Origin of the sequence: Cyclobacterium salsum (assembly GCF_010119245.1) — a bacterium.
Taxonomy (GTDB): Bacteria; Bacteroidota; Bacteroidia; order Cytophagales; family Cyclobacteriaceae; genus Cyclobacterium; species Cyclobacterium salsum.
This window is the reverse complement of the sequence record NZ_WNKG01000007.1, coordinates 402,462-425,604: the sequence shown is the minus strand read 5'-3', so window position 1 is coordinate 425,604 and position 23,143 is coordinate 402,462. Positions and strand designations below refer to the sequence as shown.

Genomic DNA, 23,143 nt, shown 5'->3' with positions numbered 1-23,143 from the left:
GTTCCCCTTTCATTTATTCAAACAGGGAATCGTCTAATTCTTGATTGATTTGAATATCGATTAGGCGAGTTTCCAGGGGCACTGGTAATACCGCATTAGAAATGGAAACTTTCATAGGAAATTTAACGCCTTCTATTTCCTGATAATCCCTGAATTCAACATCGCCAGCAATTTCCGCCGTCATTTTAAGTTTATAACCGCTCTCTATGCTGAAGTATTCCTTACTTTTCAATCCTTCGGTGCTGGTCACATGAAGGGTGTAGGCTGGCTCTCCGTCAATCTCGGTCGTTTCACCCATGCTCATGGTAAACCCCATCTCCTCATAATACAACTCAGGAAAGGCATAAATATTGGTTTTTAGGGTTTCTAATTGATCAGCACTCAGTGCCTGAACCTGCCCCATGGCACTCATGTACCCTTCATTATTGTTCACTACCGTCTTTTGGACTACGTTTCCATCCATCACAACCTGTTGCATCATGCGCAGGTTTTCCATGTCGCGGACAGTGCTCATTTCCACCGCCATGCCCTGCACCTCGGCCTCCATGACCAATACCAGGGTCTTTATCTCGCTAATTTTTTCTGCACCGCCAATGGCTTTGACATAGGCATCCAATACTTCCTTCGGGGTCTTTTCAGCAAGGGGCTTTTTATCCCCATACAATCCTGCTACAGAAACCGTGGAAACCAGCATACCCACTGCGAAAACCAGAAAAATGAATTTTTTCATGCAACCTTTCTAACGTAATTTGAAATTAATTAAAATCCTGATCCGACAAAGGTACATTTAATTCCAGATTTTCAACCTTGGAATTTAATGGCACCGGGATCATCGGACTTTTCAAGGTCATGGTTACCGGAATTTTCACCCCCTCAAACTCCTGGTAATCGGAATAAGTGGTTTCTCCGGAAATCTGATTTTCACTCTTCAACTTAAGGCCACTATCCATACTGTAATAATTGGTCACCTTCCCGCCAGTAGGATTGGTCACCACTAGTTTATAGGCTGCCTCTCCTTCAATCTCGGCCGCCCCATCCAGTTCCATTGTGTAGCCCATGGATTCATAATACAATTCCGGTATCAACCAAAGGGATGCCATTTTCACATCTTCGTACTGCTCATCCGTCAGGGTTTGGGATTGCCCCATGGCACTGACGGTTGCTTCTCCGTCCTTAAGAATGGTTTTGGAGGCCTCATTGCCCATCATCATTACTTTTTGGATCATGCGTTGGTTGTCCATATCGTGAACGGCCAGCATGTTTAGCTGGGTTCCCTGCACTTCCGCAGACATTTCCATTTTGGCAGTGTGGATTTCAGCTGCTGCATCTTTGCCGCCTATGGCTGCAAAATACTGATCCAATACCTCCGAAGCCGTCGCATCCGCATCGGACAGGTTAATTTCCTGAACCTTGTCTCCCTCATTAGAGTACAATTCTACTTCTCCAAACCGAGCCAGTCCTTCTTTGATATCGGAGCCGTTTCCTACCACAGTAATGTACAGGTTTTCAGGCTTCATATACTTTTCGGCTGCTGCATTGATACCTTCCACAGTAAGTGCTTCCAGGCGTTTCAGGTAATTGCTGTAGTAGTCGTCCGAAAGACCATAGCGTGCGGTATTGATGGCGAAGGTGGCAATGGTATTGGGATTCTCAAGGGACCTGCCAAACCTTCCGCTCAAGTTGGCTTTTGCGGTTTCCAGTTCCTCTGCTTTGATGCCATTTTCCGCAATATTTTGTATTTCATATAAAATCTCATGAACAGACGAGTCGGTTACCGCATTTCTGACTGAGGTATTTGCAGAAAACCGGGCAATTAACCTATCAGAACCAAAACTGGACCGTGCTCCATAGGTATATCCTTTGGTTTCTCTGAGGTTTCCGTTCAGCCTGGAATTGAACCCCTCGCCTAAAATAAAGTTCAATACCCGGGTGGCCATGTAGTCTGGATTCGCCAGATCCATTTCCACCGGATAGGAAACGTTTATGACCGATTGTACCGCAGAGGACCGATCGTGCAACGCCACTTTATTTTCTGCAGGCAGTCCGGGCTTTGCATAGTCAAATTCGGGTACCTCTCCCTTTTCCCAGGATGCAAAATGGGATTCAGCCAATTGCTTCGCCTCCATTTCGTCGATATCTCCCACCATTGCCAGGTAGGCAATATTTGGTTTGAAGAAGGTCTTGTAATATTCCCGAATGTCGTCCAGGGTTACGTGTTCGACGGTCTCCTCAGTCATTGGTTCTCCATAGGGATGATCCTTACCATATACGATTGCACTGGATATCAAATTTGCCAAATAGTCCGGATTATCCTTCGAGGAGGCGATGGAGGTAAGCGTTTGCTTTTTTAGCTTGTCCAGTTCATCCTCCGGAAATACCGGATTGTTTAGGACATCTGTCATTAAATCCAGGATTTCCTCCTGGTGTTTTTTCAATGAAGAGCCCGAAAGAGATGTAGAACTCGCACTCAAAGAGGCCCCAATAAAATCCACCGCTTCATCCAATTCGTCTTTCGTCCGGGATTCGGTTCCGGCCATCATCATGTCTCCCACAAAACTGGTTAATCCGGCTTTTTCCCCTTCAAAAAGGGGATCGCGATCCAGGATTAAATAGAAAGACACCCTGGGGAGTTTATCGTTAGGAACCACAAACACCTTAAGCCCATTATCCAGGGTAAAGGTAGCCGGATTCTCAAATGCTATGCTCGGAGCAGGTCCGGGTTCAGGCAGAACCGATCGGTCTACCTGTGCGAAAACAGTACTGGTAAGAAGCCAGGCAAAAAGCAATATTGATAGGTTTTTCATGGTTTTCAGCGTTTAAAGATTATTCCTGATTGGCTGCGGTTTGTTGGGATTTTGGCAGGTAATAGAGCACTACCCTGCCGTCCAGTGTGAGGTATTCCTTCGCAACCCGCTGTATGTCTTCCCTGCTCACCTCCCGATATTTTTCCAGCTCTCGATTGATATACCCGGTATCTCCATAAAATAACCTGGATTCTGCCAGGTTTTGCGCAATGCCCTCTACGGTGGCATTTTTGCTCACCAGATCACTTTCGATAATATTCTGCAACTTCTGGAAATCCCTTTCCGATATGCCTTCCTCCTGAACTTGCCGGATCAATCCGTCAATCTCACTTTCCAGATCCTCGGGCTCGACCCCCATATTGGTAATCCCGTACATGATGAAAATACCCCCATCTTCCAAATCCAGGGGAATGGCAGCGATGACCAGCGCCTTTTGTTGTTTATCTACCAGTTCCTTGGTCATCAAGGAAGAGTTACCGCCAGTAAGGTAGGTGGAAAGAATCTCCATGGCATAGGCATCGGGATGGTTCTTGGGAGGCAGGTTGTAAGCCTGGATTATGGCCGGAATTTGAATGTTGTCGTAGACGACATCTCGAATCTCTTCTTCTTTCCGGGGCTCTTTTATTTCAGGCCGATAGATTTCTTCTTTTCCTTGTGGAATTTCAGCAAAATACTTCTTTACCCAGTCTTCGGTTTGCTCATAATCAATATCTCCTGCTATGGTAAGGATAGCATTATTGGGTACATAGAAATCATTGTAGAACTCCATAAATTCATCCAGACTGGCCGCATTCAAATGCTCTAGAGACCCGATGGGTGCCCACTGATAGGGATGTTTGGTGTAAGCCCTTGCCAGGGTTTCCGGAAGGATGGTTCCATAAGGCTGATTATCGTAGCGCTGCCGCTTTTCTTCTTTGACCACCTCTCGTTGGGTTTCCAGCCCCACCTCATCAATTTTCGCATGCAACATGCGCTCGCTTTCCAGGTAAAGGGCCAGCTCCAGGTAATTTGAAGGCATCAACTCGTAATAATAGGTGATGTCGTTGCTCGTAAATGCGTTCAATGCTCCACCATTGCTTTCTACAAGCTCCGTGTACTCTCCCCTTTCAATGTTTTCAGAGCCTTCAAATAGTAAGTGCTCGAAAAAATGGGCAAAACCTGTACGTTCGGGATCTTCATTTTTGGATCCTACGTGATAAAGGACAGACGTCACCACAATCGGTGTCTTATTGTCCTGGTGCATGATCACATGTAGCCCATTGTCCAGGGTAAATTCCCTAAAGTCAATTTTGGTCTGACCAAAGGCCATTGTTTGCGTAAGGACAACACAAACGAACCAAATAGATAGCTTTTTCATAGGTAAGTGATATAGTTTCTGGTTGTTACGAATGGTTTTCTGATCCAAACCCTTCACTAATGTAAAGAGTTATGGTTTACCTTTTTCGTTTGTAGGAAAAAACTTTAGTAAAATGGCAGCATTTACACCTTAATCTTTTCTACTAACGCTTTTGATGCAGCAAGGTTTTTTTCATGTTGGCTCGTTAAAATTTGAAAAAAATCCTCCGAAACCAGTTCCGGATTTCGCAGCAATACACCAAATTCTTTTGTGGCCTTTTTTTCTTCTTCCAGACAATACTTTGCGATTTCTTTTTCGTTATCGTGATCCAAAGAGGTTTTAAAGTTTTTCCAGGATCTTTGAAATAAATTTAAAAACCCGCCCTTTTCGATCGGTTGTCCTTCCAGCCGGTAAATTTCTGTTATAAGTGCATCCCTAAGAACGATTTTTTCTTTGGCCCGTTCTATAAAAAATTCTTTGAACGGACCCTCTCCTAAGTTTCTGGCTGCGTCTTTGTATCCCTTGATGCTCTCATGGGTATGTCTGAGGATTTGGTTCAGGTAGTTGATCAGTTTTTGTTGAATAGCCATACGCAAATTATCGATTTTAAGGGATAAATATACCAAAATGCTTTGGTCCTGCCTATCCTTACCCGTAATAGCTTGGCAACCGGTTTGATTTTACCCTGGCATTCAATATCTTCACCACAGGTAAAATCTATTCCTCAATTAGCTTTCAATAAGACATGAAAACGAAATTCGGTGGCTATTGGCTATCTCCCCTAAGTTTGGGCATTTTTTTGGTACTTGCCGGATGCTCACCCCAACAGAATACCCTGGTAGACAGTGAAGAAAATTGGTATAAGGGAAACCTGCATACCCACTCCTATTGGAGTGACGGGGATGAATTTCCCGAAGTAATTATGAAATGGTATAAAGACAATGGGTACCAGTTTGTTGCCCTTTCTGATCATAATATTTTCCAGGAAGGAGAAAAATGGGTAAGCATCCGACAGGACAGCATGTATCGAAATGCGTTTGAGAATTACCTCGATGAATACAGCGATTCCTGGGTGCTTTATGAAGAGGAAGGCGACGAGCTTCGGGTCAAACTCAAAACCTATGAAGAATATGCTCCTTTGTACGAAGAAAAGGAACGATTCATCATGCTGCCAGCAGAAGAAATTTCAGCCGGATACGATGGAAAACCTTTGCACCTGAATGCCACCAATCTCGACCGATTGATACAGCCTCGGGAAGGAGGAAGTGTCGTCGAGGTCCTGCAAAATAACATCAATGCCGTACTCGAACAGCGAGAAGAATCCGGCAAGCCCATGATGGTGCACATCAACCACCCCAATTTCAGATGGGCCATTACTCTTGAAGACATGATTCGCCTCAAAGGAGAGCGATTCTTTGAAGTCTATAACGGACACCCGGCAGTTAACAATCTGGGAGATTCCACTCGCCTGGGCTACGAAGAAATGTGGGATTTTATCAACATCGCTTACCTGGAAAAAGGGCAGCCCTTGCTTTTTGGACTGGCTACGGATGACAGCCATAGTTACCACGAGCAATCCTCCAAGCTGGCCAATGCCGGCAGGGGTTGGGTAGTGGTGCGGGCCCCGGAACTGACGCCTGGATCCCTGATCCAATCCCTGGAAAAAGGAGATTATTATGCTTCTACGGGGGTGGAACTCGAAGAGGTTCGGTATGTTGATAACCTGCTAAGCATTCGGGCCAAACCAAAAGATGGGGTTACCTATACCTTACAGTTTATCGGTTGTAAAACCGGGGAAAAAGAAACGGCCGTTTTGAAAACCGTTTCAGGCAATGAAGGGGAATTTGAAGTAGGAGAAGACTTTCTATTTGTCCGCTGCAAGATCATCTCATCTGAAGCACAGGAAAACCCGGTAGAAAACATGAAATACCAACAGGCCTGGACACAACCGGTAAGGCCAGGTGGTGAGCCATTGGGTAACTAAAAGCACCCTCCATTCGTTTTTATCAGCTATACCTTGGTAAATGGAAAACAAATGACCCCATTTTAAGGTACTGAATGATGACCGGTTCGGTATTCTTTCCCTACCGGCAGCACATAACACCCTAATAAATCGTCCCATCGATGTTGCACCCACAAAAGTTTTTAGCCAGTTTAGCCCTCCTCTCGCTGGCGTTTTTCCCGGTTATCGCTCAGGAGGCAAAAAAAATCAGCCTGGAAGATGTAATCAAAAAAGAAATCTATCGCCCTGAGACGGTCAACGGCATCAATTGGATGAAGGACGGGCGCTATTACACCGCACTGAAAAAAAGGGATGGCTACTCCCAGGTAGTTCAAATCAACCTGGAGACCGGCAAAGAATCCCATATACTAATCGATGGGCAAGAACTGGGACTGAACTTCAGCAACTACGCCTTTAACCCGGATGAAAGCATGGCACTGCTGGAGTCTGAAGTGGAATCCATCTACCGAAGGTCCACCAAGGCCGTATTTCACCTGTTTGACCTCCGCACAAAACAGTTGCGCCAACTAGAAAACGGAGCGAAGATTTCGTATGCCAGTCTGTCCCCAGATAATACCCGTGTGGCTTATGTAAAGGAAAATAATCTTTTCTATGAGGTGTTAAGCACCGGGAAAAAGGTGCAGGTTACTTTTGACGGGGAATCCAATTCCATTCGCAATGGAGCTGCGGATTGGGTGTACGAGGAGGAATTCTCCATGGCCAAGGCCTTTGAATGGTCACCCGATGGCAGCAAACTAGCATTTATCCGTTTTGATGAGCGGGAAGTGCCCCTTTTTTCCATGCAGCTGTGGGGAACCCTTTATCCGGAAGATTACCTTTTCAAATACCCCAAGGCAGGAGAAAAAAATGCCGAGGTAAGCATACAGGTGTACGATTTGGACCTGGACCAAACGCAACTTATGGACACCGGAGAAGAAACGGACATTTACCTCCCCCGCATGTATTGGGCTGGTGATAATAGCAACCTGGCCATCATCCGGCTAAACCGGCTTCAAAACCAAAAAGACATCCTTTTTGCGAACCCAAATACGGGTACTGTCAAAAAAATCCTAACCGAAACCTCTGAAACCTACATAGACCTTAACTACAACGACCACTTTATTTTCCTACCTGACAACAAGGGCTTTCTGACTACCTCTGAAACGGACGGCTTCAAACACATTTATCATTACGATCTGGAAGGAAACCTGGTCCGGCAAATTACTGAAGGAAATTGGGAAGTGGCCGAGTTGGTAGGGGTAGACCTGAATAATAAACGTGTATTTTACCTCTCTACTGAAAGTTCACCTTTAGAAAGGCATTTTTATTCCATTGGGATGAATGGACGAAACAAGCAATTGCTGACTCCGGAGCGGGGAACCCATTCCATTCGCATGAGTCCCGATCACCGTTTTTTTATCGATGCATACAGTTCCGTTACCCAACCGTTGGTAAGCAGGCTGATGGACAGCAAAGGGCGCTTAATCACCACCCTGGAAGAAAACGAGGATTTGGAAGACCGAATGGAACATTATGCCTACCGACCCAAAACGTTTTTTTCCTTTCCCACAGTCGATGGCACCGAATTGAACGGGTACCTGATCCAACCGGCTGATTTTGACCCCTCCAAAACGTATCCCCTATTGCTGTACGTTTACGGGGGGCCGGGTTCTCAAAATGTGATGAACTCCTGGGGCAGCACACGGGATTGGTGGCACCAACACCTGGCCGCAGAAGGATACCTGGTCGCCTGTGTGGACAACCGAGGCACGGGTGGTCGGGGCAGGGATTTCAAACATAGCACCTATGCTCAATTAGGGAAATTGGAAACGCAGGATCAATTGGCGGCAGCGAACTATCTTGGTGCCAAGCCCTACATTGATAAAGAAAGAATTGGTATCTGGGGCTGGTCATACGGCGGCTACATGTCCTCCCTGGCATTGATGATTGGGCACGACCTGTTCAAAACGGCCATTGCAGTTGCTCCGGTTAGCAGCTGGCGGTACTATGATACTATTTATACCGAAAGGTACCTGCAAACCCCTCAGCTTAATCCTGGAGGGTACGATGATTTTAGCCCCATCAGCCATGTAGACAAGCTCAAAGGAAATTTCCTTTTGATCCATGGTACCGGTGATGACAATGTCCATTTTCAGAATTCGGTAGAGCTGCTGGATGCGCTGATTTCAGCCGATAAACAAGTGGATACGTTTTATTATCCCAACCGCAACCACGGTATTTACGGGGGCAACACTAGCTGGCATCTTTACCGGATGATGACAGACTATGTAAAAAACAAACTGTAGGTAATCCGGTATAATTGAGCATATTTTTTTGGTTTTCAGAGAAATAATTCTAAATTCCCTACTTATAAAACCGGAATCATGAAAGAAACAATCCATACTGCCCTGCAAACCTTAAGTTTAATCGCTGTGATTGGCCTGCTTGCCTGGTACTTCGTCGGGAGTAGCGTTCCTACCAATACCCTTTTTACCTGGATGATACTGGTTTTAATTGTAGCCGAAATTGGCAGTCTGGTTTTGGTGGGCAGCACGTTTCCCGAAAGCTATACTTCATTCAAAGTGGGGATCATTGCCGCCTTATTTATTTTATTGGGAATCAAAAACATGCTGCCTTCGTTTTTTATCCCGCTCACCATTGCCCTGATGGCGGTCAACTTTCTCTATAATTTCTACACCAGCAGCAAACGAAGAAAGGGAGGCTATAAACGGAGGCGCAAATCCGTGCGAAATTAAACCGCAGAAAGGCACATCGTATCATCTTGGGCCTATTCAACGACCTATTTACCCATTAAAACCGTTCACTTCCATTCAGTCAATGTTCATTAATGGACAGTATAAGTTCCATTAATAGATTGATTATCAATTCATTTAATCAATTTTAAAAAATATTTTTTATTTTCCCTGATTCCGTTTTCACTGGTATGCTTTACTCATTTTTACAAAACCTGTATCAGTACCAAACAAATTCGGATTCTTTCGTACGCTTTCGATACAACTTATAGCTTTGGGAGCATCCTAAAAGGGTTTCATTCGAATCAATAAATTTTTACCCATTGATCGGTCTTCCCACTACCCATTTTTCATGGTATGGCATTGGTAATGATTCAGGAAAATTCAATATCCAACAAATGCACACAACCATGAAAACGTTAGCAACTCTAGTATTGACACTCAGCCTCGCACTTGGAGGTATGGCGGCTGATAAAAGCCTGATGGAAATATCATCCATAGAAGCGAAAGAACAGCGATTCACGTTAAGATTAACGGAAGCAGCGGGCCAGGTAATGGTATCGATATACAATCCGGATGGAAAACTGATCGATAGAAACCACTACAAGGTAAATTCACCCCTGAATATTCCCTACAATCTGTCTAAGATGCCCGAAGGGAATTACAAGGTAAAACTGGAAACCAAAGAAGAAATCGTCAGTTTTAAAATGGAAAACAGGAAAAAGGTTGAAAAAAAGCTCCTGGCTTACACTGAAATAATTGATCCTAAAACCTTTACGCTTAAAGTACTCGGGATCGAAAAGCCCGGTACGGAGGTCACTATTTTTGACAATAGCCACACTAAAATCGCTACAGATGTTATCCAGGAAACGGGTGGCTTTGCCAAAAACTACCACCTGAAATTTCTGAAAGTAGAAGAGGTTTACCTGCAGGTAAAAGATGCGGAGGGCCGCATTAAATACCTGTATTTGGACTAAGAAATCAATCTGATCCGGTTAAGGGAGGGAATAGGCATGAAAAGCTTACCCTTCCTTTCCTTTTTACTCCTCCTTTGAATTTACGAAACTATTGTTCCAAAATAGAACGACTAAAATAAATGGGATGGAGCTAAAGGGCCATAGGCACAAGACTAGAATTGGTTTTTACATCAATAAGAATTAAAGGTTTATTTGGAAGAAAAACCAAGACCCAGAGGAATTAGGCATCCAATTGTAAAAGGAGACTAATTTAATAGCGGCGAGAATCAACCTAATCCTCCTTGAACCGGTCCAATACGTACAGAAAGATGTTAAAGGATAGCGTGGAACCTTCTTCTGATGAAGTTTCACCATTTTCAATCTCTTTATCGCTGATATCCTGATAGACAGACCGGTCAGGATCCTTGTCTGCCCTGGAGTAACCTGAAAACGACCTCTTTTCGGATTTTTCACTTGGTTTATCCAACTGCTTTTCAGAAACATGCGGATGGTAAGAAACCTCTTTGTCCTGTTCACCTGCAATTATTTCTCCGGCTTCTTTTTGCCCATAAGACAGGGTAGTAGAAAAAACACAAAATAATATCCCTAAAAATAGGATTTTTAAGCAGATTTTCGAAATTTTATTCTGTGTGAACACCTGGCAGTTCTGTTAATGTACCTGGAAAACGCCTTTCCATTATATAATGTTCCAATATTACTAAAAAATTTACCTGACTGCAAACGTTCTTATTGAATCCTATTGTCATGGTCGCTGGTAAATTGGTTCCACAAGCGGCGTAATAGCAGGCCAAATGCTGGAAAATCTAGAAATAATTACTTTACCTTTGGCAGGCGTAACGTAAGCAAATCGGCTATGATCGAGATCATCCATCTCCATACATTTGCAGCGAATCAAACAGGTTATTTTTTAAAAGGAACCGCTGCTGATCGGATAGAACAGGTATCCATTGATTCAAGAAAAATACAAAACGGTACTCAAACGCTTTTTGTGGCTTTGGAGGGAACCCGGAGCAGCGGTTGGCATTTTGCAAAAGATGCCTACCAGAAAAATGTCAGGAACTATATCTTGCCCCCCGAGGCCAACTCGCCGGAACTTATTGAAAGCCTTTACGGAGCCAACATGCTATTTTGTGACGCTCCTCTGGAAGCCCTTCAAGCCCTGGCAACGTTTAACCGGGAAAAATTTTCAGGTCCAGTGGCAGGAATTACCGGAAGTAACGGCAAAACCATCGTCAAGGAATGGTTGGCTCAAGTCCTCTCCGAAAAATACCGGGTTTGGAAAAGCCCTAAAAGCTACAATAGCCAAATTGGGGTAGCACTTTCCGCCCTGGGGATGGAGAGCAAGCATCAGGTAACCTTGCTGGAAGCTGGCATTTCCAAACCGGGTGAAATGCAATCACTGGCGGCTATCATCCAACCTGACCTGGGGATATTTACCAGCATTGGAAGTGCCCATGATGAGCATTTTGAGGACCTGGAAACTAAAATCGCTGAAAAATGCCAACTCTTTGCGCACTGTAAGTTTATCGTTTACCGAAAAGATCATACAAAAATTCATAGGTATCTGGAGCAACATTTTACTTCGGAACAGCTGGTCAGCTGGTCTGAACAAACCGGTGCGGATTACACCCTTGCCCTCCGGCCGGACGGGAGGCATACAAAAATCCTTTTGATCGGTAAAGACCTGACCACCTACACTTTTTCCAGTCCATTCCGGGATCCCGCCTCCCTGGAAAATATCCGGCAGGTGATCGTTTCCGCCCTTGTTTTGGGAATGACAGCAGCTTCCATACAGAAAGGCCTGGACCTGCTTCATGCCGTTGATATGCGACTAACGGTAAAACAGGGAATCCAACGCTGCCAGATCGTTGACGACAGCTATAACAATGACCTTGCAGGACTGGAAATCGCCCTGGAGTTTATGAACCAACAGCGTCAACCCGAAGGAAGAAAAATATTGATCCTCTCGGAAATGCATCAGGAAGGAAAGCGGCAATTGGTCCTGGAGCGCACGATTCGATTACTTAAACACTATCGGATTGATCTGTTTGTGGGGGTAGGGAAAACCTTTGAAGCCTATCAAGACGTTTTTCCCTCTGACAGTAGGTTTTACCCGGATACCGATACCCTACAACAAAACATTTCCGAGCTGAATTTAAAAGATGACCTGGTTTTGGTAAAAGGAGCCCGGACCTTTCAATTCGAACGCATCGTAAGTTCCCTGGAAGCGCAGGTACATGAAACGGTCCTGGAGATTAATCTCAACAGCATTCGTCATAATTTCAATTATTACAAACAAAAAGTAAGTCCCGGCACCAAAGTAATGGTCATGGTTAAGGCGTTCGCATATGGAAGTGGTTCCGCCGAAATTGGCAACTACCTCCAGCAGATCGGTGCTGATTACCTGTCCGTGGCCTATCCTGATGAGGGAGTATATCTAAGAGAGAAGGGAGTGAGCTTACCCATCATGGTAATGAACTCCGGTGCCCGCCATATTGACCTGCTTCTTCAGCATCAGCTAGAACCGGTGGTTTACGAGCTCAATGCGTTAAGAACGTTGGCTTTGGCCACCAAAGAAATCGTTTCCATCCACCTGGAACTGGACACGGGAATGAGGCGTCTGGGGTTGGAAGAGCAGGACCTAAAGGAAGCAATAACCATTCTGGAAGCCCATCCGAATATTCGTCTGGCGGGTTTGTTTTCCCACCTGGCCACAGCAGACGAAGCTATCCACGATGCTTTTTCCCGGGAACAATTGGCATTATTTGAGCGATTGCGCCAGGAAATCAGGAGCAAACTGTCCTGCAAGCCCCTTTGCCATGTTTTAAATTCGGCTGGGATTATTGGTTATCCGGAGTTTGCTATGGACATGGTCAGGCTGGGAATTGGACTTTATGGCATAGAAGTAAGCCATAAGGAGCAGGCGAAATTGCAACTGGCAGTAACCCTAAAAACCGTGGTCTCGCAGGTAAAATTCCTAAAAAAAGGCACGACTATCGGTTACGGCAGAAAGGGGGTAATGGCTGATGATGGAGAAATTGCCACGCTGGCCATCGGATACGCAGATGGATACGATCGCAGATGTAGCAATGGCAACGCCTATGTGCAAATCAACGGAAAAAGAGCAGCCACTGTGGGGACCATTTGCATGGACATGTGTATGGTGGACGTTACCGGGATGGGGGTAAGGGAAGGGGATGAGGCCATAATTTTTGGACAGGATCCAACACTACAACAGCTGGCTGAAAAAATCGGAACGATCCCTTATGAACTACTGACCAGTATCGGTAGGCGGGTAAAGCGGCTTTACGTATTGGACTGAATTCCCAGTGGATTAGGTCCCTTTCTGGTGAAGAATTGCATATATTTTCGTTTATTTGTCATTTAGTCCGTACCAGATAGTTGGGGTTTCCAAAATGGAAGTTCCGCTGCATGCTTAGTCAATCCAAACATTGAAACCTACATCCCTGATAACATCCCATTCGGTTAGAAAAAAACCAGAAATAGCGTTTTTTTTGTTTTTGATCGCTTCCCTGTTTTCATGTGAAGACACCTTGACCGATGAGGTGCTGGTCTATGATAATGATTTTTCGGATTCAGACCTGGTGTATTTTGAGAAAGGAAGGTTATTCGATTATAACGACGACACGGTTTTAGGATATTTCCACAACGAGGAAATCTTACTGAAGCTGCCGGATTTACCATCCCACAATACCATTAAAGTCACCATTGACCTGCTGCTCCATGACAGTTGGGATGGAAACCCGGACAATATCGGGGGGCCTGATTTCTGGTACATGAATCTGGATGGTATTCAGGTATTGAAAACGACCTTTTCCAACAGTCCCTGTGAGTCCACCTATTGTCTGTACCAATCCTACCCGGATAATTACCCCCGGTTTTACGAGCCTAAAACGGAAGCCGTGAGCAGTAACCTACCCGGTCGCTGTCAATACAGCAATGACATCGGCTGGACCAGCAGGTACCAAATAACCAAAATCATTCGGCACGACGAAAATGAATTGGAAATCGTCTGTGGAGATGAATTGAAACAAGAAAATGCAGCAGACCCCGTTTGTGATGAAAGCTGGTCCATCGCAAGGATTCAGGTAAGCACCATGACCGTAAACTAATGGACAGATGAGAAAACAACTATTCCCTTTTTTCTTAACGACTGCTTTGCTGTTTCTTAGTTTCTTGACTAGCATTCCTACCCTGCTTGGTCAAAGTGTTAGTTTGAATTTACCGGTTTATGGCGATTACATGCGCCGGCAGCAATTGCTGGGAAACCTCTCCGAAACCAGTAGTTTTATGATCCGGCCCTTGTATCCCACAGAAGTTTTTAACAAGTCCAATGGCCTGGACCTGGACGAAACATTCACAGATGAGGATCTGTCAGAATTTAATTTCAGCACCAAGGATAACAAGGGGAGATTTCAATTACTTCCCTTTATGATGAAGTCTCAGTTTAATGATGCCTATGGTTTTGGAATCAACGATGGCCCCATGATTCCCAACAAAGGCATGCAATACCTGATTAATGCCGGGGTTTATTTTGAATACGGCCCGCTGAGTATCCAAGTCCAACCAGAAGTAATGCATGCCTCCAATAACTATTTCCAGGGATTTCCGCTGGACCATTGGGAAAGTACCTGGTTACAATATTACGAATGGCTGAATACTGCAGACATTCCAGAACGCTTTGGAGGATCTCCTTATACCTACCTATCCCTGGGACAAAGTAGCATTCGGCTCAACCTCGGGGAATTTTCGGTAGGGATATCCAATGAAAACCTCTGGTGGGGACCGGGAAGAAAAAGTTCCCTACTAATGAGTAACCATGCACCAGGATTTCTCCACCTGACGTTAAACACGCGGAAGCCCGTTCAAACGCCAATCGGTAGTTTTGAAGGTCAGCTTATAGCAGGCAAGCTGCAATCTTCCGGATTTGAACCTCCTCATCAAAACTATTCCCATGCCAATACGCCGCTTTACGTTCCCAAAAGACCGGACGAAGACTGGCGCTACCTATCCGGTCTGGTACTTAGTTTTCAGCCCAAATGGTTGCCTGGTTTGTTTCTGGGATTTAGTTCCGTTTCGCAGATGTACCACACTGACATGGACCAACTGTCCGATTACCTACCCGTTTTTAACGGAGAAAAAGGACCTGAAAGCATCTCAAAACCCAATGTGGACCAAAGAAACCAATTAAGTGCCGGTTATTTTAGGTGGATGGATAGCAGTGGTCATTTTGAATTTTATGGCGAATACGGCTCTAACGGTAACAGCAGAAGTCTCTACGACTTCCTCATCAATCCGGACAAAAACAGGGCTTTTTCCTTTGGATTTTCAAATCTGATTCCTTTAAAAAGAGAGGAGGAATTTTTCCAGGTCGGCATGGAAATGACCCAAACCGGTCAGACCGTACGGGAAGTGATTTTAGCACGTAATAGTTGGTATACCCATCCACACGTTCGGCACGGTTACACCCATAAGGGCCAGGTTTTAGGGTTTGGCTATGGCCCCGGGAGTAACGTGATTTCGCTCGATGCCGCCTGGGTGAAAGGGTTTAACCGCTTGGGATTTGAATTGGAATACATTAACCACAACAATGATTTCTATTACAAGCGCTTTGAAGAAATCAAAGATTGGCGGAGGAAGTACGTGGATATTGTTCCGTCCCTTTTAGCAGAATGGCGATTTGATAACCTGCTGGTTTCCGGTAAATTTCAATACGTGAATACCCTCAATTACAAGTGGTACCTGGAAAATCATCCGGAAATTTACTTCGTACCCGGATTAGATCAAACCACCTTCGTTGGGCAGCTAGGACTCACTTACCTTATTCGGTAATGCTTTGGTCAATACCAATAAGGGTATCCAGTATGAGATCGCAGGCTTTTGTATAAAATTCCTGTTGTATGTTTTCGAAGGTATCGCTGGGTTGATGGTAATCCTTGTGATCGTCCACTCCAAAATAAATAAAGGGAATGTCTTTTTCATGAAAAGGCCCGTGGTCCGATGCCCGGCTCCAATCTTTTTCGCCTGGTGCGCCATCATTTCCCAAAACCAACCGAATAGAGGACCTACCCGCTGCCGCTTCCAAAAAGGGCCGAAATTGGGGGTAAAATCGGGTACCTACCGCATAAAGTGTTTGATCCACACTCCTGCTAATCATGTCCATGTTCACTACCAATTTGATGTCTTTCAGAGGGAAAGGGAAATCACGGATCAAGGCTCTTGCCCCCAATAGGCCTTTTTCCTCCGCATCCAATGCTACAAAAATCATGGAATGGCGGGGGGTATTTTCAGTAAAATAGCCAGCCATCTGCAACAACGCCGCCGTACCGGATGCGTTGTCATCAGCCCCGTTGTAAATTACTTCGCCTTTCTTTCCCAGATGGTCGTAGTGAGCCAGCACCAGAATGATTTCGGATGTGGATGTTCCGGGTATAAAACCCAATACATTTACTCCTTTTCCTTCTTCTGCCTGATTCGCATCTAATGTAAATTGCTGGGAAAATTCTGGAAACTGACTACTCAGGCCCAGGGATTCAAAGCGATCCCTGATGTAAGTTCTTGCTGCTTCACTTCCTGCTGTCATCGGCGCTCGCCCTTCCATCGCATCGGAGGAAAGTGTCCGGATATCTTCTATTAAGGTATTTCGGTCTATATGTTGAGCAGAAACAATCCAGGGACTGGCCCAAAAAAGTAATAAAATAAGGGGGGTAATCGTTTTCATAACAGAAGATTTTACATTGGCTTGTGTATATTCGTGAAAATACTAAACTTTCACTTGTAGATTTGATTTTGTTGACGAAATATATCCTTATCGCAGGCCTGCTTTTTTCAACCTCCCTGCAAAGCATCGGCCAAAACGAAGTAGTGGGTCAGTTTTTAAGCGGAAAATCAGTCGTTTTTGTTTCTGCCTCCACCACGGCTAGTCCTTCCTTCTCCTGGAAAGAACTGGCCGAGGAATTACACCCATCGCTGATAGCCGCCGGTGGGGATCCCATTGCCTATTATGAATTGGAGGAAGCTATTCTCTCGGATGCCACTAAAAACAGCTATGCTTCCTATTTTTCCCGAAGGTTGGTCCAAAATATTGTCCTACTGATAAGAAAAAATGACGGTCAATTTTACAGCCATATATTTCCCTTTACTGGTAATGGAAACATCATCGCACCCGGAGAAAACTGGTCCGGATCTGCCGAAAATCTGGAGGGATTGAAAAATCAAATTGAGGCCCTGAACAGCGGAAGGCGCAGCGAAAATTTTCTGGTAATCGAAGTACCCGAGTATCCCCCCATCCCGGGCATGGAAAACAACAGCGCCCAAAGTGGGTACCTTGCCGAGAACCCGCTAAATCTGGATGCCTTTAAACTGGGTGTCCTGCTCACAGGTGCTGCAGGAAACGAAGGATTTCTCACCACATTCCGGCATGATATTTATGGAAAACCGGAGCAAGAAGTGGCCACTGAACAGCGGGCAGAACGAGAAGGAATGGAATCGGTCTTTGAGGCCAATTACCCCCATGACGTAGTCTTCCTGACAGAAGCCAAATCCAATCAGGAACTGATTCAGGATGGGGTCCAGTTTCTGCTTATGAAACAGGAAGGTCGGGAAGCGGACCTTATGCAAAGCATGGGCCTGGACCCAGCCGCTAGTGAACAGCCGGACCGGGTGGTGGTTAAATATTTTATCCGGTTTTTGGTACGAAACGAGCAGTATATTGGTACCAGCTGGGATGCCGATCCCAACTGGAGGGTAGCCTTGAAGGCATTTTTGGAGCAGGTCTCTCGTTAATTTCAATAAATTTTCTTTCGCGGAGAAAATCCTACTCGCCCCAGCCAAACCCCTTCATTGCTTGAAAGGGCCAGGTCCGGATAACCTTTCCCTAAACCAGGCTACCAGGAACCTGAATTGCTTCAATTTTTGCGATGACCGAAGTTTTCATTTTCCAGCTCATTTCTAAATAATAATATTGAGTTATTTTATTTGTTAAAAATATCTACTATTTTTGACGCATAAAATATAATTTATAAAAGGTTTAAAATTTAAAAACCATTTTTTATTTTTCCATACAACTTATCGCAAGTCATGGTTAGATTATTGATTTTTGGTGTTTTTTTTAATTTAATAATTCCTTCGATTATCGTTTGTGGCAAGCCAATACCTATACCGTCTTATTCAAGTGTAACAAAACAGCACAAAATTACTTTACTGGAAGATTACTCTTATGAAATAGAAATAATCCAGACCACAAACGTATTTGATGCAAGAGGGATATCCCATGCCTCCTATCAGCTCTTTATAGATCAATTTACCACCCTTGACCATTTTGAAGTTCAGATAATTAATCCGATTAATGGCAAAACCCTAAAAAAAATTAAATCAAAAGACCTTAAAGAAAGATCAGTCATCGATAATGGGTCCATTTACCAAGACATTGTTTTGAAGTATTTCACTATGGAGCCCTCTACTTTTCCCGTTAGGGTAGAAATGGCTGTTACTATCAAAAAATCCGGAAATTTTTATTTCCCCATCTGGCATCCACAAAACTACCATAACCAAAGCGTAGAGACCGCAAGTTTGGAAATTAATTATCCCACCGCCCTGGGAATTCGCCATAAGTCCCAACTATTCGAGGGCGATTTCAACCAAAAATCCGATGGAGAAACCCAAATGCTTTCCTGGACCGTAGCTAATGTACCTCCTACTGATAGGGGTACAGAAGAATCATCCCTCACGACAATAACGCTGGCACCAGAAAAGTTTAGCATGGATGGTTTTAAAGCCGACATGGATACCTGGAAGGATTTTGGTTTGTGGTTTTACCAACTGAACCAGGGAAGATCCGAGCTACCTGAGTCATTCAGGAAGGAAATTCAGCACATGGTAAAAGATGCTGTAAACGAAAAAGAAAAAATTCAGATTTTATATCAATACCTTCAAAAAAATTACCGCTATGTGAGTATCCAACTCGGGTTAGGGGGTTGGAGACCCATGCCAAGTGAAGAAGTCCTATCGAAGAAATATGGTGATTGTAAAGGATTAACCTTATTCATGCTGGCAATGCTGGAAGAAGTGGGAATAAATGCGCAATACACGTTGGTTAGGGCAGGCGATGATGCCACATTTGATCAGCATTTTCCTTCAAATCAATTTAATCACGCTATTTTAAGAGTAAGCTTAGGTCAAGAGAAATATTGGTTAGAATGCACTTCTAGTCACCTGCCTGCTGGTTTTTTGGGTTCTTTTACTAAAAATAGAAACGTATTGGTAATAACTCCTGAGGGCGGAGAAATGGACCATACGCCTGCTTATTCGGATCCTGATTTTAATAGAACCAAAATCAACGCCTCCATCGTTCTGCGTGAGGATGGCAATGCACAAATTGACGGAACAATAAGCTATCATGGATTTCCAGCAGAAACCATAACCATGAAAACATTCGATAAAAAAGAAGCGGAAGTTTACAATGTCTTTAATGCACAAATTGGAAATAATGGTTTGGTTATAAATGAATTGCTTCTGGACAATACTATTCAATGGCAAGAAATCTCAACATTGCTCCAATTTTCCGGTATTGTTTTAAGGTATTTTAGAAATACGGGAAAAAGAGTATTCCTTCCGCTTTCATGGTTGAATTGGAATCAGGATACAGGGAATTCGTCAGGCGTATATGAGGAGGAAGTTAGCATAAGAAAGCATCGGATGTTGGCGATTGAATCCATCCCGGATAATATCAACATTCAGGAGAAAAATTATGACTTAAACGTTTTCATCCAAATCGGAGAACAAGATATCGTTATAACAAAGCATGTAGAAATCAAAAAACCTGCCTCACTTACTGAGGAAGAAGAGAAAGAATTAATAAAAACTATTCAACAAAAATTAACAGGAGAATTAATATTTACCAAATTATAATCCGATGATTTCTTCAAGATTTTTAGTATCCCTGGCAATTTTAACTCTTGCCCCGATGCTTTTAGGTGCCCAAGAGATGCGCTACGGCAAGTACAGTGATTTAGAGTTTAGCTATAATGAAGTGGATTTTGAGCCCGATGCCGATGCTGTCGTGTTGCAGGAATCTTGTTATAGTTTTTTCTCCGGAATCGTTATACATAATCAAATCCATCGAAGGATTAAAGTTTTAAAAGAGAGCGGTAAGGAACAAGCCAATGTCATATTGAGGTACTATAAAGGCGAAAACAAGGTTCAAGACATTTTTAAAATAAAAGCCCAAACAATTAACTCCACTAATGGAGAAATTGAAATCGAAGAATTATCAAAAACTGATTTTTTTGAGGCAGATGCCGGTGAAGGATGGCATGAAATCAGATTTACCTTTCCCAATGTACAAATCGGATCAATCATGGAGTTTTCATATGAGAAAACAGATAAATCTGTTATTTCTCTGGATGGTTGGGTATTCCAAAATGAAATTCCAACACTAAAATCCATTTTTGATATTACTTTCCCCGATTTTCTAAAATACAAAACGTTTGGTCAGGGAATCAAAACGATCAGCCATAATTCCTTAACAAATACCAATAACAATTATCGATGGGAGTTGGAAAATCTGAACGCATTCAGACCAGAGCCCTACATGGCGCACTATACCGATTACCTGGAGAAAGTAGCCTTTCAACTGGAAGGCTACGAAATGGGGCAAATGGATATTTCTGGAATAGATTTTAATACATACAAAAAGCTGTTTAATACCTGGCAGGATTTAGCAGATTTCTTCACCGGGAGCTATCATTTTGAACGCTTTTTGGAGCCAAAAAAAGAAGCAGGCATCATTAACGAAATAGGCCTTTCGGAAAACGACACGTTAAGGCTTGCAACTGACATTTACGAATACGCCTCCAGTCAATATAATTTTTCCGGAATATCCAGAATCATTCCTTCTAAAGACTTTTCTGAAATGCTTTCCAGTAAAAATGGAGATAGAGCCGAAATTAATTTGTCACTACTGGCACATCTAAGGCAATACGGAATCGTTGCATTTCCCGTCCTGATTAGCAGCAAGGGAAATGGACGGTCCAATCTGGTACCTTTTCCTTACATGGATCAGTTTAATGAACTTATTATCGTTTCCTTAATTGGAAATAAAATCTATTTTTTGGATGCAACCGATCCTAACCTACCCTTTGGGTTTTTGCCGGAAAATTTTCTTGTCAACCAAGGTTTTTTATTGATGGAGGAGAATAGTGGCCTGATTGACATCCAAATACCTCATTCATCCGGTTATTATGCCTTCTCCGATATTACCCTTGAAGACGAACACACCATAAAGAGAGAATCATCCCTCAAAGTCACGGATTTTGACTATGTACACAACTTTGGCATTCAACAAAATGAAACGATATCTCAGGAGGAATTCGAAAAAATTGTATTTACCGGTAATCAGGAAAACATAGAGACGATATCCATTAATGAAAACAAGAAATATAGGAATCAGCTTTCGATAAACTACACTTCTAGCAAAGAACTCAACGGGGATAACACGCTTTACATTAATCCATTTTACCTAATGCGGTGGCAATCCAATCCGTTTATAAGTTCCACTCGGGCATTTCCCATCGATTTTAACTATACGTTCACAGATCGGTATGCTACCAACATTAAAATTCCCGAAGGGTATATCCTGGATGATTTCCCGGAAAATACCGCAATAACGCTTCCAGGTGGCGCAATCACTTTCAATTTTGTAGTCAATGTTCTAGAAAATATAGCGGCTGTTAATGCCGTAATTAGCGTAAAAACCCATATCATAGGGGCAGTTGATTACCCAGACTTAAGGTACATGATAGACATCATCTCAAGCAAATTTAAAGAGCCATTGGTCTTGGTGAAAAGTAGTTCCATTGCACCAACAGCCTCTGTCGAATAGTCATTTTGTAGTTTCAGCAGGGTTAGGTAGAAAAAAAAGGCATGCCCATCGGACATGCCTCACACTTCGTTGTAGCAGATTTAATTTAGGGTGATAAACAACTTTTCTACTTTTTCAAAGTGCATTTACTTATCAATGGAGCCTACCACGCGTTTCATAAAGGTATTCATGGCCTCCTTTTTATCGGCTCCATCTTTAATCATCTGGTTGACCTCCAGTGTTCCTGACAAATTCGAAAGCAACTCGCCTATGACATCCAATTCCTCGTCCTTAAGCGTGCTAATCTCCGTCATGGATTCCAGCAGTTCAATGGTTTCCACCACCCAGTCTTCATCGTTTTCTTCAATAAACTGTAATACGTGCTTAATTATTGGTAATCTCATCAATTAGTGTTTTTAGGACTTCTTCCTTATTTGTCTGTACCTGATTCACAATCGCTCCTTTACTGAATACTGCAAACGTAGGTAAATTGGTCACCTGTGCCAGTTTCCTCGATTCAGGTAATTTTTCGGCATCCACGTATAGAAAAGCGACCCCTTCATAGGATTTGCTCAGCCGTTTCATTTTTGGTTTCATAATTCGGCAGTTGCCACACCAGGTAGCCCCATACTGAACCACTACCTTTTCGTTGTCCTGAATGACCTCTGATAAATTATCTGTTGTTAATTCCTGTAACATATTTATTTCCGTTTTAGCTTTATGAAGCGGCAAAGGTAATGACTATAATTTTCAATTTCCAATTGATTATCTCTATGAGTCATTGAGGAGATTTAATACAAATTTTTTTGCGCAAAGGGAATCAAAGCCAAGGTTACCGCCTGTTGGTAGTATTCCAGCCGGTTAACCACCCCATTGGTCAGGATTCCCACGGCTCCGCTGCCTTGTTTGGAATGGGTCTGTTGAAACACCCGGTCATCGGCTTCTCCCAGCTCCATTCCCTCGCGAACCAGTTTTGATATTACTTCCGGAAGGAAGAAGGTTCCGGTTTTGGCCTTTCCAATTTGGTTACTCCCATCCAGGACGACCATCCAGGCAAAGGCCACCATTTGCTCCCCCACTTCATCCACTCCGCCTTCGATCCCCACCCAATAATCTGCTTCGGGAAATGCCGTTTTAGCCTCAAAAGCCCTATTATAGGCACCGGTGTAGGTTTCCACATCGCCGTGAGGTTGCTCTCCTACGTTAGCGTCTACATTTAAACCTTCTACAATAAAATAATCTTCAAAAAGCGATTGAAAGGCGTTTTCCGTGCATTTAATTTTTACCGGATTTTTACTTCCTACGATGACTAATTTTTGCCTTTTTTGTTCCTGGTAGTTTCTTCTTTTAGGGAATGCCATTGGGTGATTTAAAGTTGGAAATCGTTTGA

The 23,143-nt window shown here is 43.6% G+C and carries 19 protein-coding genes; 10 read left to right on the top strand and 9 right to left on the bottom strand.

Annotated elements, in window-relative coordinates; genetic code table 11:
- Nucleotides 1-13: 13 nt before the first annotated feature.
- The 4 genes from GJS45_RS14915 to GJS45_RS14900 all read right to left on the bottom strand — a co-directional run bounded on the left by GJS45_RS14915 (nucleotide 14) and on the right by GJS45_RS14900 (nucleotide 4,730).
- Entirely contained in the window at nucleotides 14-730 is a 717-nt protein-coding gene (locus tag GJS45_RS14915; protein ID WP_162342642.1) for a LolA-like protein, read from the bottom strand.
- Between the two features lie 25 nt (nucleotides 731-755).
- Complete coding sequence (locus GJS45_RS14910; protein WP_162342641.1) at nucleotides 756-2,804, bottom strand: insulinase family protein; 2,049 nt, start codon at nucleotides 2,802-2,804, stop codon at nucleotides 756-758.
- Nucleotides 2,805-2,823: 19 nt separating this feature from the next.
- Nucleotides 2,824-4,161 (bottom strand): M16 family metallopeptidase, encoded by a 1,338-nt coding sequence (locus GJS45_RS14905; protein ID WP_162342640.1) that lies wholly within the window; start codon nucleotides 4,159-4,161, stop codon nucleotides 2,824-2,826.
- A 122-nt stretch (nucleotides 4,162-4,283) separates the two neighbouring features.
- A complete protein-coding gene (locus GJS45_RS14900) occupies nucleotides 4,284-4,730 on the bottom strand; it encodes a DUF2383 domain-containing protein (protein WP_162342639.1) in 447 nt (148 codons plus the stop codon).
- Nucleotides 4,731-4,885: 155 nt separating this feature from the next.
- Here GJS45_RS14900 and GJS45_RS14895 point away from each other — a divergent pair, with 155 nt between their 5' ends.
- The 4 genes from GJS45_RS14895 to GJS45_RS14880 all read left to right on the top strand — a co-directional run bounded on the left by GJS45_RS14895 (nucleotide 4,886) and on the right by GJS45_RS14880 (nucleotide 9,872).
- Nucleotides 4,886-6,124, top strand: coding sequence for a PHP domain-containing protein (locus tag GJS45_RS14895; protein ID WP_235954775.1), 1,239 nt, complete (start codon nucleotides 4,886-4,888; stop codon nucleotides 6,122-6,124).
- A 140-nt stretch (nucleotides 6,125-6,264) separates the two neighbouring features.
- On the top strand, nucleotides 6,265-8,448 hold the full coding sequence (locus GJS45_RS14890) for a S9 family peptidase (protein ID WP_162342638.1): 2,184 nt from the start codon (nucleotides 6,265-6,267) through the stop codon (nucleotides 8,446-8,448).
- Between the two features lie 78 nt (nucleotides 8,449-8,526).
- Nucleotides 8,527-8,898: a hypothetical protein gene (locus GJS45_RS14885; protein WP_162342637.1), complete on the top strand. Its 372-nt coding sequence runs from the start codon at nucleotides 8,527-8,529 to the stop codon at nucleotides 8,896-8,898.
- Between the two features lie 407 nt (nucleotides 8,899-9,305).
- Complete coding sequence (locus GJS45_RS14880; RefSeq protein ID WP_162342636.1) at nucleotides 9,306-9,872, top strand: T9SS type A sorting domain-containing protein; 567 nt, start codon at nucleotides 9,306-9,308, stop codon at nucleotides 9,870-9,872.
- Between the two features lie 271 nt (nucleotides 9,873-10,143).
- Here GJS45_RS14880 and GJS45_RS14875 read toward each other — a convergent pair whose 3' ends face one another.
- A complete protein-coding gene (locus tag GJS45_RS14875) occupies nucleotides 10,144-10,509 on the bottom strand; it encodes a hypothetical protein (RefSeq protein WP_162342635.1) in 366 nt (121 codons plus the stop codon).
- 216 nt (nucleotides 10,510-10,725) lie between these two features.
- Between GJS45_RS14875 and GJS45_RS14870 the strand changes: the two genes are divergently transcribed.
- The 3 genes from GJS45_RS14870 to GJS45_RS14860 all read left to right on the top strand — a co-directional run bounded on the left by GJS45_RS14870 (nucleotide 10,726) and on the right by GJS45_RS14860 (nucleotide 15,725).
- Nucleotides 10,726-13,194, top strand: coding sequence for a bifunctional UDP-N-acetylmuramoyl-tripeptide:D-alanyl-D-alanine ligase/alanine racemase (locus GJS45_RS14870; RefSeq protein WP_235954773.1), 2,469 nt, complete (start codon nucleotides 10,726-10,728; stop codon nucleotides 13,192-13,194).
- A gap of 130 nt (nucleotides 13,195-13,324) precedes the next feature.
- Complete coding sequence (locus GJS45_RS14865; RefSeq protein WP_235954772.1) at nucleotides 13,325-14,005, top strand: hypothetical protein; 681 nt, start codon at nucleotides 13,325-13,327, stop codon at nucleotides 14,003-14,005.
- A gap of 7 nt (nucleotides 14,006-14,012) precedes the next feature.
- Entirely contained in the window at nucleotides 14,013-15,725 is a 1,713-nt protein-coding gene (locus GJS45_RS14860; protein ID WP_162342634.1) for a capsule assembly Wzi family protein, read from the top strand.
- Here the strand turns inward: GJS45_RS14860 and GJS45_RS14855 are convergent.
- A complete protein-coding gene (locus GJS45_RS14855; protein ID WP_162342633.1) occupies nucleotides 15,715-16,614 on the bottom strand; it encodes a M28 family peptidase in 900 nt (299 codons plus the stop codon). The genes GJS45_RS14860 and GJS45_RS14855 overlap by 11 nt on opposite strands.
- A 71-nt stretch (nucleotides 16,615-16,685) precedes the next feature.
- Here GJS45_RS14855 and GJS45_RS14850 point away from each other — a divergent pair, with 71 nt between their 5' ends.
- The 3 genes from GJS45_RS14850 to GJS45_RS14840 all read left to right on the top strand — a co-directional run bounded on the left by GJS45_RS14850 (nucleotide 16,686) and on the right by GJS45_RS14840 (nucleotide 21,774).
- Nucleotides 16,686-17,678: an NTPase gene (locus tag GJS45_RS14850; RefSeq protein WP_235954771.1), complete on the top strand. Its 993-nt coding sequence runs from the start codon at nucleotides 16,686-16,688 to the stop codon at nucleotides 17,676-17,678.
- Nucleotides 17,679-17,984: 306 nt separating this feature from the next.
- Nucleotides 17,985-19,802 (top strand): DUF3857 domain-containing protein, encoded by a 1,818-nt coding sequence (locus GJS45_RS14845; RefSeq protein ID WP_235954770.1) that lies wholly within the window; start codon nucleotides 17,985-17,987, stop codon nucleotides 19,800-19,802.
- 55 nt (nucleotides 19,803-19,857) lie between these two features.
- Nucleotides 19,858-21,774, top strand: a complete 1,917-nt coding sequence (locus GJS45_RS14840; protein WP_162342631.1) for a DUF3857 domain-containing protein — start codon at nucleotides 19,858-19,860, stop codon at nucleotides 21,772-21,774.
- 125 nt (nucleotides 21,775-21,899) lie between these two features.
- Here the strand turns inward: GJS45_RS14840 and GJS45_RS14835 are convergent, their stop codons facing one another.
- The 3 genes from GJS45_RS14835 to yjjX form a co-directional block, all read right to left on the bottom strand.
- Nucleotides 21,900-22,157 carry a DUF6952 family protein gene (locus GJS45_RS14835; protein ID WP_162342630.1) on the bottom strand — a complete coding sequence of 86 codons (258 nt, stop codon included), beginning with the start codon at nucleotides 22,155-22,157 and terminating at the stop codon, nucleotides 21,900-21,902.
- On the bottom strand, nucleotides 22,138-22,452 hold the full coding sequence (locus tag GJS45_RS14830) for a thioredoxin family protein (protein WP_162342629.1): 315 nt from the start codon (nucleotides 22,450-22,452) through the stop codon (nucleotides 22,138-22,140). The genes GJS45_RS14835 and GJS45_RS14830 overlap by 20 nt, the downstream gene beginning before the upstream one ends.
- Before the next feature lie 92 nt (nucleotides 22,453-22,544).
- Entirely contained in the window at nucleotides 22,545-23,114 is a 570-nt protein-coding gene (yjjX, locus tag GJS45_RS14825; RefSeq protein WP_162342628.1) for an inosine/xanthosine triphosphatase, read from the bottom strand.
- Nucleotides 23,115-23,143 lie beyond the last annotated feature (29 nt).

What these genes read in the sequence shown, in the direction of transcription:
- GJS45_RS14915 (WP_162342642.1), bottom strand. Translation starts at nt 730, where the DNA reads ATGAAAAAATTCATTTTTCTGGTTTTCGCAGTGGGTATGCTGGTTTCC.
- GJS45_RS14890 (WP_162342638.1), top strand. Translation starts at nt 6,265, where the DNA reads ATGTTGCACCCACAAAAGTTTTTAGCCAGTTTAGCCCTCCTCTCGCTG.
- GJS45_RS14835 (WP_162342630.1), bottom strand. Translation starts at nt 22,157, where the DNA reads ATGAGATTACCAATAATTAAGCACGTATTACAGTTTATTGAAGAAAAC.
- GJS45_RS14905 (WP_162342640.1), bottom strand. Translation starts at nt 4,161, where the DNA reads ATGAAAAAGCTATCTATTTGGTTCGTTTGTGTTGTCCTTACGCAAACA.
- GJS45_RS14830 (WP_162342629.1), bottom strand. Translation starts at nt 22,452, where the DNA reads ATGTTACAGGAATTAACAACAGATAATTTATCAGAGGTCATTCAGGAC.
- GJS45_RS14840 (WP_162342631.1), top strand. Translation starts at nt 19,858, where the DNA reads ATGCTTTTAGGTGCCCAAGAGATGCGCTACGGCAAGTACAGTGATTTA.
- GJS45_RS14895 (WP_235954775.1), top strand. Translation starts at nt 4,886, where the DNA reads ATGAAAACGAAATTCGGTGGCTATTGGCTATCTCCCCTAAGTTTGGGC.
- GJS45_RS14885 (WP_162342637.1), top strand. Translation starts at nt 8,527, where the DNA reads ATGAAAGAAACAATCCATACTGCCCTGCAAACCTTAAGTTTAATCGCT.
- yjjX (WP_162342628.1), bottom strand. Translation starts at nt 23,114, where the DNA reads ATGGCATTCCCTAAAAGAAGAAACTACCAGGAACAAAAAAGGCAAAAA.
- GJS45_RS14870 (WP_235954773.1), top strand. Translation starts at nt 10,726, where the DNA reads ATGATCGAGATCATCCATCTCCATACATTTGCAGCGAATCAAACAGGT.
- GJS45_RS14860 (WP_162342634.1), top strand. Translation starts at nt 14,013, where the DNA reads ATGAGAAAACAACTATTCCCTTTTTTCTTAACGACTGCTTTGCTGTTT.
- GJS45_RS14855 (WP_162342633.1), bottom strand. Translation starts at nt 16,614, where the DNA reads ATGAAAACGATTACCCCCCTTATTTTATTACTTTTTTGGGCCAGTCCC.
- GJS45_RS14900 (WP_162342639.1), bottom strand. Translation starts at nt 4,730, where the DNA reads ATGGCTATTCAACAAAAACTGATCAACTACCTGAACCAAATCCTCAGA.
- GJS45_RS14910 (WP_162342641.1), bottom strand. Translation starts at nt 2,804, where the DNA reads ATGAAAAACCTATCAATATTGCTTTTTGCCTGGCTTCTTACCAGTACT.
- GJS45_RS14880 (WP_162342636.1), top strand. Translation starts at nt 9,306, where the DNA reads ATGAAAACGTTAGCAACTCTAGTATTGACACTCAGCCTCGCACTTGGA.